At 42.3% G+C, this 14,724-nt stretch carries 14 protein-coding genes; 6 read left to right on the top strand and 8 right to left on the bottom strand.

What is annotated here, in order from left to right; genetic code table 11:
• The 4 genes from F607_RS0107985 to lipA all read left to right on the top strand — a co-directional run bounded on the left by F607_RS0107985 (position 1) and on the right by lipA (position 2,892).
• Positions 1-888 (top strand): D-amino acid aminotransferase, encoded by an 888-nt coding sequence (locus F607_RS0107985; RefSeq protein ID WP_027707679.1) that lies wholly within the window; start codon positions 1-3, stop codon positions 886-888.
• A 97-nt stretch (positions 889-985) separates the two neighbouring features.
• Positions 986-1,261: an HP0495 family protein gene (locus F607_RS0107990; RefSeq protein WP_027707680.1), complete on the top strand. Its 276-nt coding sequence runs from the start codon at positions 986-988 to the stop codon at positions 1,259-1,261.
• Positions 1,261-1,905, top strand: a complete 645-nt coding sequence (gene lipB / locus F607_RS0107995; protein WP_027707681.1) for a lipoyl(octanoyl) transferase LipB — start codon at positions 1,261-1,263, stop codon at positions 1,903-1,905. Before F607_RS0107990 ends, lipB begins: the two co-directional genes overlap by 1 nt.
• A gap of 3 nt (positions 1,906-1,908) precedes the next feature.
• Positions 1,909-2,892 (top strand): lipoyl synthase, encoded by a 984-nt coding sequence (gene lipA, locus F607_RS0108000; RefSeq protein ID WP_051311115.1) that lies wholly within the window; start codon positions 1,909-1,911, stop codon positions 2,890-2,892.
• Positions 2,893-2,958: 66 nt separating this feature from the next.
• Here the strand turns inward: lipA and F607_RS28675 are convergent, their stop codons facing one another.
• The 4 genes from F607_RS28675 to leuS form a co-directional block, all read right to left on the bottom strand.
• Complete coding sequence (locus F607_RS28675) at positions 2,959-4,260, bottom strand: tryptophanase (RefSeq protein WP_211233610.1); 1,302 nt, start codon at positions 4,258-4,260, stop codon at positions 2,959-2,961.
• Between the two features lie 378 nt (positions 4,261-4,638).
• Complete coding sequence (gene holA, locus F607_RS0108010) at positions 4,639-5,670, bottom strand: DNA polymerase III subunit delta (RefSeq protein WP_027707683.1); 1,032 nt, start codon at positions 5,668-5,670, stop codon at positions 4,639-4,641.
• Positions 5,671-5,841: 171 nt separating this feature from the next.
• Positions 5,842-6,492, bottom strand: a complete 651-nt coding sequence (locus tag F607_RS0108015; protein WP_027707684.1) for an LPS-assembly lipoprotein LptE — start codon at positions 6,490-6,492, stop codon at positions 5,842-5,844.
• An 11-nt stretch (positions 6,493-6,503) separates the two neighbouring features.
• Positions 6,504-9,110: a leucine--tRNA ligase gene (gene leuS / locus F607_RS0108020; RefSeq protein ID WP_027707685.1), complete on the bottom strand. Its 2,607-nt coding sequence runs from the start codon at positions 9,108-9,110 to the stop codon at positions 6,504-6,506.
• A gap of 244 nt (positions 9,111-9,354) precedes the next feature.
• Here leuS and F607_RS0108030 point away from each other — a divergent pair, with 244 nt between their 5' ends.
• Together F607_RS0108030 and F607_RS0108035 are read left to right on the top strand one after the other, a co-directional pair.
• On the top strand, positions 9,355-9,657 hold the full coding sequence (locus F607_RS0108030; RefSeq protein WP_094786111.1) for a hypothetical protein: 303 nt from the start codon (positions 9,355-9,357) through the stop codon (positions 9,655-9,657).
• 325 nt (positions 9,658-9,982) lie between these two features.
• Positions 9,983-10,756: a YdcF family protein gene (locus F607_RS0108035; protein WP_027707687.1), complete on the top strand. Its 774-nt coding sequence runs from the start codon at positions 9,983-9,985 to the stop codon at positions 10,754-10,756.
• 5 nt (positions 10,757-10,761) lie between these two features.
• On the opposite strand, the gene lnt is transcribed toward F607_RS0108035, so the two are convergent.
• The 4 genes from lnt to F607_RS0108055 are packed head-to-tail and all read right to left on the bottom strand — an operon-like array spanning position 10,762 to position 14,701.
• On the bottom strand, positions 10,762-12,333 hold the full coding sequence (gene lnt / locus F607_RS0108040) for an apolipoprotein N-acyltransferase (protein ID WP_027707688.1): 1,572 nt from the start codon (positions 12,331-12,333) through the stop codon (positions 10,762-10,764).
• A 19-nt stretch (positions 12,334-12,352) separates the two neighbouring features.
• On the bottom strand, positions 12,353-13,207 hold the full coding sequence (locus tag F607_RS0108045) for an HlyC/CorC family transporter (protein WP_027707689.1): 855 nt from the start codon (positions 13,205-13,207) through the stop codon (positions 12,353-12,355).
• Positions 13,204-13,698, bottom strand: a complete 495-nt coding sequence (ybeY, locus tag F607_RS0108050; protein ID WP_420864429.1) for an rRNA maturation RNase YbeY — start codon at positions 13,696-13,698, stop codon at positions 13,204-13,206. Before ybeY ends, F607_RS0108045 begins: the two co-directional genes overlap by 4 nt.
• 1 nt (position 13,699) lies before the next feature.
• Complete coding sequence (locus F607_RS0108055; RefSeq protein WP_084611159.1) at positions 13,700-14,701, bottom strand: PhoH family protein; 1,002 nt, start codon at positions 14,699-14,701, stop codon at positions 13,700-13,702.
• Between the last annotated feature and the right edge of the window lie 23 nt (positions 14,702-14,724).

Consider the following 14,724-nt stretch of genomic DNA (forward strand, 5'->3'; position numbering starts at 1 on the left):
ATGACGCAGGTTTATCTCAATGGACGTTTTATAAACCAGCAAGATGCTATGGTTTCTGTCATGGATCGTGGCTTTATGTTTGCTGATGGCGCATATGAAGTTATTCCTGCATTTTATCGGGTACCCTTCCGAATTGATCAGCACCTAGCACGTCTTGATTTTAGTTTATCAAGTATCCGTATTGAAAATCCCCTGACACATGAGCAATGGAGAGGTGTTTTTGATCAGCTTTTAGCTGAAAATGCTGGAGAACATCAATCCATTTATTTACAAGTGACGCGGGGTGTGGCTGCTAATCGTAACCATTTGTGGCCAAAAGGCTTGGTGCCAACTGTTCTGGTCATGACCTCCCCATTGAAAATGAGGCTAGATGAGTCGTTGTCAGATATTCAAGGAATAACTGCAATGACCACAGAGGACTTACGCTGGAAACGATGTGATATTAAAGCGATTGCACTATTACCTAATGTGCTTCATCGTCAACGTGCAGAAGAAGCTGGTGCAGATGAAGCTATTTTAATTAATGAACAGGACCAGGTAACTGAAGGATCATCTAGCAATGTATTCATTGTGAAGGGCAATGAAATAGCAACCCCACCCAAAACTATGCCTATATTAGGTGGCATTACTCGTGATTTGGTCATTGAGCTGCTGCAGGCTAACACTCAGTATAAACTGTCAGAACGAATGGTGTTACAAAGTGAGCTACGTAATGCTGATGAAGTATGGATTACTAGCTCTACGAAAGAAATATGCCCAGTGACCATGCTGGATAGTAAGCCCGTTGGTAATGGCAGCGTCGGTCCTGTGTGGCACGATATTGCGGCACGTTATCAGCAATACAAGTTACAGCTGGCAGCTGAGTACAGAAAAAACTCGCTAATCTAAGGGTTCTTCCTTGAGAAGAATCATTTATAATTTACGCATACATAAATCTTCCTGCTGATTTACCATTGGTCTGTTTAATTCGAGCTTAAATGTTGTTATGCCTCAATCTACACCACCAGAACCACCTAAAATCGTTTTTCCCTGTGACTATCCTATCAAAGTCATTGGTGATGCCGCCCCTGACTACAAAGATTTTGTTTGCCGAATGATTCTCAAGCATGCTCCGGACTTCGATGGTAAGGCGATTGTGAAAGATAGTCGTAATGGTAAGTACATGTCTGTCAATGTCACAATTCGTGCGACAGGAGAAGATCAGTTAAAAGCCTTGTTTGAAGACCTTAAAGCCAGTGGTCGGGTATCGATGGTACTGTAATGTCCTTACCATTGATCGTACGGCATCTTGGATTGCAGCCCTATTTAGCGACTTGGCAACGTATGCAGGCTTATACTGCAGCACGGCATCAAGATGATATCGATGAAATTTGGTTACTAGAACACCCTCAGGTTTTTACCCAAGGTCAGGCTGGTAAGGCTGAGCATATACTTGCACCTGGCGATATACCCATTGTCAGTGTTGACCGGGGAGGGCAGGTTACTTATCACGGTCCAGGTCAGCTGATTGTCTACCTGCTTATTAATGTTAAACGAAAACAGTTGGGTGTTAGGGCTTTAGTGACAGCATTGGAAAATGCAATTATTGAAACGCTCAAAGGTTACTCCATTAATGCTGTAGCAAAGCCAGATGCACCTGGCGTTTATGTTGATGAGGCCAAAATTGCCTCTTTAGGGCTAAGAATTCGCAAAGGTTGCTCTTATCATGGTTTAGCCCTGAATGTTAAGATGGACTTAGAACCCTTTAGTCGAATTAATCCATGTGGCTATGCAGGTATGGCAATGACTCAGCTTGCGCAATGGTTACCAGAAATAACTGTGGCGGAAGTAGGAGAACAGTTGCAACAGCAACTCACAACACACCTGGATTACCAAGAAGTAATCACAAAAAATGATTGGAATTAGCTGATGACTGATGCCTCTGTGAACAAACCTAAATCGCAACGTGCTGTGCAGGGTGTGAAACTGCGTGGTGCTGAAAAGGTTGCTCGAATTCCAGTAAAGGTGATTCCTACTGAGAAGGAAGCAATGCCGAGAAAGCCGGATTGGGTTCGAGTCAGGTTGTCGGCATCACCTGAAGTTGAGCGTATTAAAAAGTTACTGCGAAAGCACTCACTACATACTGTGTGTGAAGAAGCATCTTGCCCTAACTTAGGGGAATGCTTTGGTGGTGGTACAGCCACGTTTATGATTATGGGAGATATTTGTACCCGTCGCTGCCCATTCTGTGATGTTGCTCATGGTCGGCCTAACCCCCTTGATGTGGATGAGCCGAAGAATCTAGCTGTGGCGATCGCCGATTTACGCTTAAAGTATGTGGTTATTACATCAGTTGACCGTGATGATTTACGTGATGGTGGAGCGCAGCATTTTGCTGACTGTATTCGTGAGATTCGTCAGCGCTGTCCAAAAACTGAAATTGAAGTACTGGTACCTGACTTCCGTGGGCGTATGGATGTGGCATTGGATATTTTGGGGGCTGAGCCACCTGATATATTCAATCATAATCTGGAGACTGTACCATCACTTTATAAAAAGTCTCGTCCAGGCTCTGACTATGCGTGGTCGCTACAACTATTAAAGCGTTATAAACAACAGGTGCCACATATTCCTACTAAATCTGGCATTATGTTGGGGCTAGGAGAGACTAAGGAAGAAGTGATTGAACTGATGCATGATATGCGTGAACATGACATCGAAATGATTACTCTTGGTCAATATTTACAGCCCAGCCGCCACCATCTTCCTGTAGATCGTTTTGTTCATCCTGATGAGTTTGCTGAATTAGCGGATATCGCTAAGTCATTAGGTTTCAGTAAAGTTGCTAGTGGTGCTTTGGTAAGGTCTTCTTATCATGCAGATGAACAAGCTAAAGGCGATTTAATTGTGTAATTCTTGCCTACAAAGTGAGGGGCTGCAAATCCCTCGCTTTTGGACCATTGAATTCAGGCTTATATACTACAAACACGGTTTAAAGTGTGCCGTAAAGTGACGTAAAACGGGAGGTTCGTAACTGAAAGTTAAACCTCTAATCTCTTTTGCTCGTGCTTTTACTTTAACTAAACAGTCTGCAACATATTCCATATGGCTTTTGGTGTAAACACGTCGCGGGATTGCTAAGCGTAAGAATTCAAAGGGTGATATTTTCTGCTGATTAGTTTGTGGGTCTCGGCCTAATAATAAAGAACCAATTTCTGTACCTCTAACACCACCTTCTAAATACAGTTCATTTGCAAGTGCTTGAGCAGGAAATTGCTGACTGGGAATATGGGGTAATAATATTTTTGCATCAACAAATACAGCATGACCCCCTGTTGGATACTGTATTGGAATACCTGCTTTAAGCAATAAATTACCCAAGAACTGCACTTGTGCGATGCGATAGTTCAAAAAGTTTTCATCCATTGCTTCATGCAAACCGATAGCCAGTGCTTCCATATCTCGACCTGCCAGTCCGCCGTAGGTAATAAAACCTTCTTGTGGAATACAACGAATCTGAACATTACGGAAAAGTGTTTCATTATCTCTGATACAACATAAGCCGCCAATATTAACTAAACTGTCTTTTTTGGCAGAAAGAGTGAGCATATCACCATACTGAAACATTTCTTTTATAATAGCTGTGATAGTTTTATCTTGATATCCGCTTTCGCGTTGCTTGATAAACCAAGCATTTTCACAAAAACGTGCAGCATCAATTACCACAGGAATATCATGATGTTGGGCTAGGCGATAAACTGCTCGCATGTTATCCATAGAAACAGGCTGTCCACCTGTACTATTACATGTAATAGTTGTAATAATAGCGGTAATACGGTTGGCTCCATATTGCTTGATGGTTGCTTCCAGTGCGTTTAAATCAAAGTTACCTTTCCAGTCATAAGATGAAGTTGTATCAAATGCATAAGGTGTGGGAGTATTAATTGCTTTTCCGCCAGAAATTTCTACGTGGGCAGCCGTGGTGTCAAAATGATAATTCGAAATAAAAATTGGATTGTGACAGTTGCGATACTCAATAAGTGCAGGAAACAGGATTTGCTCTGCCCCTCTGCCTTGGTGAGTGGGCAATATGTAGTGATAATTAAAGACGTCTTGTGCTTTCTTCTGGAGGTGAAAAAAACTTCGACTTCCTGCATAAGACTCATCACCAACCATTAACCCAGCCCATTGCTTATGACTCATAGCACCTGTGCCTGAGTCGGTTAATAAATCGATAAATACTTCATCACTACCGAGTAAAAAAAGGTTATAAACTAGCATTTTTTAGTGCTCTTTGACGTTGTTGAGAACTAATCAAGCTAATAGGTTCAACCATTTTAATGCGAAAGGGTTCTGGAATTATTTCCATATCGTAATTCCTTTTATAAAAGCTATATGTAATGAATTGTTAGAGAAATAATAAGCTTTTAATATGTGATGGCGAGATTAGCTGGAACTGCTTTCTTATATACCTATAGCGAAATAATAATTGGCCGGGATATTCTCATATCGACAACAAATCCAAAAAAATGATTCGCGAAGGCTATAAAGTATAAGTTAATGATTTTTTTGATATTGCTAAGCGTTATTTAACAAAGTGTTGTTGAATCTGCAAAATATATTTTATTAACAGGCCTTAATAAAGGCTTCTTCTAAAAACTATTGAGGAAAACCCTGAATAACAGAGACTCCAACTAGTTTTAATAGTAAAAACTGAAGCGAAGACCATATATTATCTTCAGATAGTCCTTTGATGGCTTCGTCAACCTGACCGGCAGACATTAATATTTGTTCAAGGCTTTGTTCAGAGTTTCGCTTTAATGCTTGGCGAATAAGCGGTTTTCGTTTTTCCCAAATACGTTGGTTTTGCATAGCTTGCTCAAGGGAGTGACCTTCGCGTTGTAATTGGATTAACTGTAGTAAAGTCCTGACTTCGCGAGTAATTGCCCATAGCATAACCGCTGGTTCAATGCCCTCTGCTTTTAATCCATTAAAAATGCGCAGACAGTGATTTATTGATCCTGCAAGTGCATTCTCAATTAAGTCGAAAACTGAATAGCGAGCACTATCCGCAACACACGCGTTAATGGTTTCTTCGGTGACATGCTGGTTTTCTGCATAAAGTGTTAGCTTTGCGATTTCTTGCGAAGCTGCCAGCAAGTTGCCTTCAACGCGTTCTGTGAGGAGCTGTATTGCTTGTGTGGTGGCAGTTAAACCTGCTTGCTGCATACGTTGCTTGACCCAACGAGGTAAGTGCTGAGCATCGATGGGCCAAATGGGAATAAAAATGCCAGACTTTTCTAATGCTTTAAACCATTTACTTTGTTGTGTAGCACTTTCTAGCTTAGGTGTAATCAGTAGTAACACATTGTCGAGTATGGGTGATTCTCCACAGGCTTTAAGTATTTTGCTAGCCTTCTCGTTAAATTTATTGTTTTGGCAGCGTACTTCAATGACTTTTTTATCACTAAATAATGACAAGCTATTCGTGTGCTCTTGGAGCGTTTCCCAATCAAAACTACCATCTACCTGCAACAAAATACGCTCATTAAATCCTTTGTCTCTGGCTTTTTGTCGAATTAAATCGCAACATTCCTGCTGAATAAGGGGTTCATCACCGCTGACAATATAAATGGGAGCTAATGTGTTTTGAGCTAGGTGTTGTTGAAGCTGGTCGTTGCGAATTTTCATTAAGAGGTAAGTTCTATTGCGAATATATGGCTGGTTAGAGCATTAATAGTGTTTATTGATATGAATAAGAAAATAGCCGTAAATATGAAATACACATAAAAAAACCAAGGTAGACGCGGGTTTTAGCTAAGCTTGAGTCAGGAGACTACCTTGGTTTTTGACTAAAAATGATTAAAGATTAGGTGGTGCTAGCTTTATAGCATTTCGCTTTGGCATGGGTTTTACATTTTTTTGCGCTTCCAGCTGTTTAGCTTTTTCTGCTTCAGCTTGCTTTTTGCGGGCATTGGCTTCAGCAACGTCAATTTTTTCATTAGTCATAGCCTGCAAACGCTGGGTAATCTGGGTAATAATATCGCGCTCTAACTCTTCTCTAATTAAGCGTTCTTCAGAATCAGAGGCTGTCTTATTACTGGATGAATAAAGGTAAACGCGTTCAGACATAGCGTCAAATGGTCCGAGTAGCAGTAAGCCTTCGCTATTTTCCAGTTGGAACTTAACCTGTTTGATTAAGCGATACTGAGCTGCCCGAGCATTACCAGTAAAGCTCGCAATTTTATTCTCATCCAGGTTTTCAGTAATACGCAACACATAGGGTGCGCTGGCAATGATCTTTATGTTATTACTTTCTAAAGTACGGTTTAAGCGACGATTAAATACCCCGTAATTATCTGGTGATTGCACACTGAGTTGTTGCAAATGGCTGGCAACATCAACCATACCCCTGAGCTTGAATCCACAAGCAGTTAACAGCATAACCACGCTAAATAGCGTGGCCATCTTAAAGATAGGGGACATAAACAGTCGTTTTGATAATGACCGCATACCTTACTCCTCTATGAGGCGACAATATTGATCAGTTTATTAGGAACAACGATGACTTTTCGAACGGTTTTATCGGTCAAGAACTTTAGTACATTTTCATTCGTCATCGCTAAGGACTCAATGGTTTCTTTATCGGCATCAGCAGGAACTGTCAGCTTGGCTCGTACCTTGCCATTTACCTGAGCCACGATCAATACCGAGTCTGCTACCAGTGCATCTTCGTCACATTCAGGCCAGGGGGCATCAATAATTTCAGTTGAGTTACCCATCTGTTGCCAAATATGATGACAGATATGAGGTGTAATAGGCGCTAACAGTTTTATACAGGTTATTAAGGCTTCGTGCATAACAGCTACGCCTTGAGGTGAGCGATCAGTAAATTTACCCATCGCATTGACCAGCTCCATCACGCGGGCAATGGCTGTATTAAAGGTCAGTCTGTTGCCGAAATCATTTGTAACATGCTTGATGGTACTGTGAGTAATTCTTCTTAGCGCTTTTTGTCCATCATTTAATTGACTGATGTCCAATGCTGGAATTTCCGTTTGCTGGCTATGGTCTTGTGCTAGACGCCAGAAACGACGCAAGAAGCGATGAGCACCTTCAACACCACTTGTTGACCATTCCAGGTCTTGATCCGGTGGCGCAGCAAACATGGTGAACAGGCGAACGGTATCAGCACCATACTGCTCTATGGTACCTTGAGGGTCGACGCCATTATTTTTAGACTTCGACATTTTACCCATGCCTGCATAGTGAACAGGTTGACCATCCTCTTTATGGTATACTGCAACGATTTGTCCTTTTTCATCACGCTCAATGGTGACATCCCCTGGTGCTATCCATACTTTGCCGCCTTTGTCGTCTTCCCGATAATAGGTTTCGGCTAACACCATGCCTTGGCAAAGTAGCTGTTTGAAAGGCTCATCAGTATTAACCAGGCCTTCATCACGCAACAGTTTGTGGAAAAAACGGGAATACAATAGATGCATGACGGCATGTTCAATACCACCAATATATTGATCAACAGGTAACCAGTAATTAGCCTGCTCAGGATTGAGCATACCGTCTTGGTAATTTGCACTACAGTAGCGCGCGTAATACCAAGATGACTCCATAAAGGTGTCAAATGTGTCCGTTTCTCGTTTGGCTGGGGTACCATCTAAAGGACTGACTGTAGCAGACCATGATGATTCAGTTTTTAACGGAGATGTAGTGCCGTCAAGGGTGACATCAGTGGGCAAGGTAACAGGAAGCTCTTCAGCGGGTGCGCCAATCGTGTCACCATTTTCCAGGTTAATCATGGGAATCGGTGTTCCCCAATAGCGCTGGCGTGACACTCCCCAGTCACGCAAACGATAGTTAACCTTTCGCTGGCCCTTGCCTGCGTTAATAAGATGTTCAGCAATGGCATCAAAAGCCTCTTTGGAGTTTAAACCATCAAAGGTGCCAGAATTGACTAAAACACCGTATTCAGTAAAGGCTTCTTGTGAAATGTCGGCTTTGATGCCTTCTTCCTGGCTTTCAATAACTTGCTTTATGGGTAGACCATATTTTGTAGCAAACTCCCAGTCACGCTGATCATGCCCTGGAACAGCCATGACGGCACCTGAGCCATACTCCATGAGTACAAAGTTTGCAATCCAAACAGGAACTTCCTCACCGGTAATAGGGTGGACTGCATGGAAGCCAGTAGCCATACCTTTCTTTTCCATGGTGGCCATTTCTGCTTCAGCAACGGCATTGTGCTTGCACTCTTCAATAAAGGCTGCAACTGCAGGATTATTTTTTGCTGCGGCCAAGGCAATGGGATGTTCTGCTGCAACCCCGACATAGGTCACACCCATCAAGGTATCAGGACGAGTGGTATAAATGGTAAATGAATCTTCAACGCCGGGAATAGTTTCCGCAAGGGAAAAGGTCATCTCTATCCCCTCAGAGCGGCCAATCCAATTGCGCTGCATGGTTTTGACCTGCTCAGGCCAATGTTCCAGCTGCTCTAAGCTTTCCAATAATTGATCAGCATAAGCTGTAATTTTGATAAACCATTGAGGGATTTCTTTACGTTCAACCAGCGCACCGGAACGCCAGCCGCGCCCATCAACCACTTGTTCATTAGCCAGAACAGTTTGATCAACAGGATCCCAGTTGACAGTCGCCATTTTTTTATAAACCAAGCCTTTTTCGTAAAGCTTGGTGAAGAACCATTGTTCCCAGCGGTAATAGTCTGGATCACAGGTAGTCACTTCACGGTTCCAGTCATAAGCAAAGCCTAGACTTTTTAACTGCTCCCGCATGTAACCGATATTTTCATAGGTCCACTTAGCGGGGGCAACACCATGTTTGATTGCGGCATTCTCTGCGGGTAAACCAAAAGCATCCCAGCCCATAGGTTGTAAGACATTTTTGCCCAGCATTCGCTGATAACGTGAGATAACGTCACCAATGGTGTAGTTTCTCACGTGCCCCATATGAAGTCGTCCACTGGGGTAGGGGAACATTGAGAGACAGTAGAATTTTTCTTTGTCAGGCGTTTCACTTACGGCAAAGGATTGATTGTCTTGCCAGTGTTGCTGTGCTTCACGCTCGATTTGCTGGTGTTGGTAATGTTCTTCCATTGTCTCTCTTTTTCTAAAGTAATCTAAAAAAAGCGCAGGGTTTAATAGTGATAAAGTCTAAGCAGCTTAGGATACATGACTCCATTTGTTACGGGTAGTCTTAATGAATAGTCTACGCTTATATTGAGTAGGTTGTACGAACCCTCATTAAAATATCCTGGCTTTACCCAAAACCTTCAATGCTGTTTGAACACGAGATTTTAAGGTATTTAGTAAGGCCTTCGCTTGCAGTGGTGTCATGCCAATGGAAAAAAAACAAGCAAGGAACCGTTTACCTGGACAAGGACAAAAGTCCAAAATAGATGCGTTGGAACAGCAGCATCCAACCTTATTTCTTTATGATCAATTGCTTCAACAAATTCAAATGGCTGTTAAAGGCTTTGAGCAACAGCTTTGGCATGAATTAATGCATGAGCTAAAGCCCTCGGCAGCCACCGTAACTGTTGAGCTGCAAGGGTTAACACGTCAACAACATCATTTATTAAAAGCTTATTTACGTAAAGATGCCACAGAGATCTGCAAGCTTTTAAATATTTCTTCACGCTAGCTTGAGTCAAACTTCATGCTCTCCTCACGATGAAGACCTCATGCCCCACACTCATATATGAGGCTGTCGCAAAACTACTGCGCTTGCAAATGCTGCGTTAAAAATCAGCTCAAAATGCTCATTTATGAGCTATAAACTCCGCTTTGCTACTGATTTTTTCCTAGTCTTTGCTCCGCTCCTGACCTTTTGCGATACCCTCGTATTGGGGAAAATTGCTCTTATTTTTGCAAAATTAAGCAAATCCACTCTATTTAGTAATAGGTTATACCCATAGTGAAGGATATATTCTGTTTTATTCTGCAAGCTGCGCTACTTAGAGGAAAGCATGTTAATCATTAGCTTTGCTAAATATTTTTTATTACCACCCGTATTTAATATTGTTCTGATTGTTTTAGCATTTATTTCTAGGGCTTTTATACAGCGTTTTTGGTGGCGTTATATGACAATGATAATAATCTGGTTATCACTGATTAGCTTGTACTTATTATGTACTCCCGTTGTTTCATCTTATCTTATGTCGTTATTAGAGTCGGGATACAGCGTATACGCTTCAGGGGAGGAAAAACCTGAGGCAATGGTAATACTGGGGGCTGGAAGGCATCGCAATGCGCAAGAGTTTGGAGGAAAAGATATCCCAAGTGCCTTTGAGTTAGAAAGAATGACGTATGCAGCCTATTTAAATAAACAGCTGAATTTACCGATTTTGGTTACAGGAGGAAAATTACTAGGTAGCGATCAGCCTCCAGAAGCAAAGATTATGGCTGATTTTTTACAAGAAAATTATGGTGTTGAGGTACGATGGCAAGAAGATAAAAGTCGCAATACCTGGGAAAATGCGCTTTATACTCAGCAAATGCTTGCGAAAGAGGATGTTCGTACTGTTGTATTGGTGACTCATGCTTGGCATATGAAAAGGTCAGTTGCCTCTTTTAAAAGGGCTGGGCTAAATGTTTTACCTGCTCCAACCCGTTTTATCTCTGGTAGAAGTAAAAGCGTGATGTGGTACCACTGGCTACCTACTCCTAAGTCATTTACAAATGCGACCTATGCTTTGCATGAGTTTGTGGGCTTGCTTTGGTATCGTTGGAAATACTTTTAAATTGGTTAAGGTGTAGATGTCTGCTCCATAGCTAAGGACTGCTTTTGTCGTGCATTCCAACCAAACACCGCCAAAATAAACCCAATCATCAGAAGTAATGGGTAAGACTGCCAAATCATATAAGGCGTGTTCCCTTGTTTGGTTTGTACTTTACCTGTGAGTACGTCAGCTTGAAACTGAGGAAGTTGTGTAATTACATCACCTTGATCATTAATAATCGCACTTATACCATCATTGGTGGCACGAATAAGGTAACGTCCTGTCTCCAATGCTCGCATACGAGCCATTTGAAAATGCTGGTGTGGGCCAATCGAAGCGCCGAACCAGGAGTCATTACTAATGGTAATGAGTAAGTTTGATTGCTGGGCTTGTTTGGCAACAAAATCGCCATAAACAATTTCGTAACAAATAAAAGCGGCTATTTTCGTTTGATCAGCGATTAAGTGAGGCTGATTACTGTCCCCAGAAGAAAATGACGACATTGGCAGGTTAAAGAACTTAATCAGTCCACGTAATAAATCCTCTAAAGGAACATACTCGCCAAAGGGTACAAGTTTTTGTTTGTGGTAGCTGCCACTGCCATTACCAGCAGCAATGATGCCATTATAAAAAGTGCGATAGGGTTGCCCGTCAATGACTTTTTGATTCATGAAGGGTAAACCAGTGATTAACGTGTTTTGATACTTGTTGGCTTCCTCAGCGAACATATCAACAAATGACTTTGCTTGCAGTGGATAAACGAGTGGAATGGCATTTTCTGGCCAAATAATGAGATCACTTTTCCAGTGGTCTTTACTAAGCAAGCGATAAGTGGCTAATGTTGTATGTGCATACTCTTTATTCCACTTTAGTTGTTGTGGAATATTAGCCTGAACTGCACTCACTGTGAGTGTTTTGGTCTGTGCATTGTCAGTCCACTGCTGGTTAGATAGCAGTGCTCCTGCAACCCATAGCAACGTTGTACAAGCAAGAACACACTGCCAGAGCTTAGAGGTCCACTGTTTACGTTGGATAGTTAGCCAGGTTAAACCCAACCAACTTGCTAAGACGAGAGCTGATAGGCCTAAGCTACCAATGACAGGACTCCAGTTGGCCAAGGGCGTATCAATATAGGCGTATCCTAGTAACAACCAGGGAAAACCTGTCAGAAACCAGGTTTTTAGCCACTCAAACACTAGCCAAAGTAGACCAAACAAGACAAGTCGTGAGCCTAGAGTAGAAGCTTTAAAGCGCTGAGTTAGCCAGACATAGGTCCAGCCCAAAGGTGCAAAAAATAAGAATGATAGAAAAATAACGAATAAGCTGGTTAAGAAGACTGCCAGCGCTATGGGAGCTGAGCCATATTGATGAATACTCACATAAACCCATGACACTCCAACGCCATAGAAACCAATGCCATACCACAAGGCTCGCCATAGTGCTTGTCGACGCGTTAATGACTGCAATGAAAAAAAGAAGCCCAGCAGTGATAAGCCTGTAAGTGGCCAAATATTGAAGGGGGCAAAGCCAAATGCCCAGATGATTCCTACGCTAAGGGCCAGGAAATGACCTGGCCAGCCAACAAGTTTTTTGGTCATGGGGTTTTAGTCATGATGTTTAAACGGGGGTGACTCGAAGTAAGCGAATGCGTCGGTTATCTGCATTGAGCACCTGGAACTCAAAACCTTCAATCGTGACAGATTCACTTCGCTTGGGTAAGTGTCCAAAGTTTTGCATCACTATACCACCAATGGTGTCATAGTCTTTGTCACTGAACTGACTTTGAAAGTGCTCGTTAAAGTCTTCAATAGGGGTCAAAGCTTTTACAATGAAATTATTCTCATTGAGCTGTTTAATGTAGTAGTCCTCTTCTACATCGTGCTCATCTTCAATATCGCCGACTATTTGCTCAAGTACGTCTTCGATAGTCACGAGACCAGAGACACCACCATATTCATCAACCACAATGGCCATATGATTGCGATTAGTTCGAAATTCATTCAATAAGACGATTAAACGTTTACTTTCAGGAACAAATGTTGCTGGGCGGAGAATATCTTTAAGACAAAACTGATCTTTTGTATCTTGGAGGTCTTTAAGTGCTAAAGAAAGTAAATCTTTGGCAAGCAAAATACCAATTACTTCATCTTTGTTTTCCCCAATCACAGGGTAGCGGGAATGGGCTGTTTTAATGATTTGAGGAATAAACTCTATGGGTGGTTGAGATAACTCCACGCATTCCATCTGAGCGCGTGGAATCATAATTTCTCGAACCTGCATTTCAGAAACTTGCATTGCCCCTTCAATGATACTCAATGACTCAGGGTCTAACACTTGATTAGACTGAGCCTCACGAAGTTGGTCTAGCAGTTCTGTTCGATTCTTGGGATCACCCGAAAATGCTTGGGTTAATTTCTCAAGCCATGTTTTAGCAGAGGCTGTTCCGTTCACACTCGATCGATCATCACTCATTGTTGTTGGTCTCTAGTGGTACACTCGTCAGCAATGGTCCACACATATGGGTCATTAAAGCCTAACTGTTTAAGCAGTTGAACTTCTAGCGACTCCATCAAAGTAGCTTCATCATCATTAATATGGTCATACCCAAGCAGATGCAAGACACCATGGATAACCATGTGGGCCCAGTGGGCTTGTAATGGTTTTCCTTGAGTAGCGGCTTCACTGGCAACAATATCTGCACAAATGGCTAAGTCGCCAAGTAGAGGTAGATCTAGCTCTTCGGGTAAGTCAGCAGGAAAGGAAAGCACGTTGGTGGCATAGTGTTTTTGGCGATAGGTGCCATTTAACTCAGCACTTTCGGCTGTATTCACAACTCGAATACTAAGCTCGGCATCATTAACAGACTCATTGACTAAGACGGTTTCTACCCAGCACTCAATATCTTCTTGGCTGGGTAGTTGTGCTGTTTCGTCACATGCTATTTGCAAATCAACGGTAAGCACATCAAGCATCCTTTTGCTTTTTAGAGGCTTGCTTGCTGTCGAATGTATCGTAAGCCTCAACAATACGTTGAACTAAAGGATGACGTACAACATCTTTAGCACTGAAATAGGTAAAGCCAATCCCTTTGACCTTCTTAAGTACTTCTGCACTGTGAGCTAATCCAGAGCGTGTGCCTCGAGGTAAGTCGACCTGAGTAGTGTCGCCTGTGATTACTGCAGTAGAACCAAAGCCGATACGGGTAAGGAACATTTTCATTTGTTCCATCGTAGTGTTTTGACTTTCATCTAAAATAATAAATGAATTATTGAGTGTTCGCCCACGCATGTAAGCCAGAGGCGCTACCTCAATAACATTTTTCTCTATAAGCTTTTCGACCCGCTCAAAACCGAGCATTTCATAAAGCGCATCATAAAGAGGCCTTAAGTAAGGGTCGATTTTCTGAGCTAGATCACCAGGCAAAAAGCCCAGCTTTTCACCTGCTTCTACGGCAGGCCTAACGAGCAGAATTCGTCGAATTTGATCATTCTCCAGAGCAGCAACAGCACAGGCTACAGCTAGGTAGGTTTTTCCCGTGCCTGCAGGTCCTATACCAAAGTTAATATCATGCTGCAGAATGCGCTTGACGTACTCTTGTTGGTTGGGTCCTCTGGGCTTGATCACGCAACGCTTGATTTTAATAACAACACTTTCTGTTTTACCTTGTTGCGGATTTTCAATATCAGCCTCTTGTAAATAAAGATGGACGATATCGGGTGATATATCACCACCGTTTTCAAGCTCTTGTGAAAGTGTTTTGAGAATTCGCTCTGCTGCATGGACATTGGCTTGTGAGCCAGTAAGCTCAAAGTGATTACCACGGTTACTGATGCGAATATCTAAGCGCTGTTCGATTTGCTTTAAGTGCTCATTAAATTGGCCACAAAGTTGCGCAAAGTGTTGAGCATCTTCGACGTTGAGAGTGAACTTGTGGGGGGGTAATTCTGTATTCAAAACCTTATTCATTAGCCGGACACGGCACCCTACTT

The organism is Zooshikella ganghwensis DSM 15267 (genome assembly GCF_000428585.1).
Lineage (GTDB): Bacteria > Pseudomonadota > Gammaproteobacteria > Pseudomonadales > Zooshikellaceae > Zooshikella > Zooshikella ganghwensis.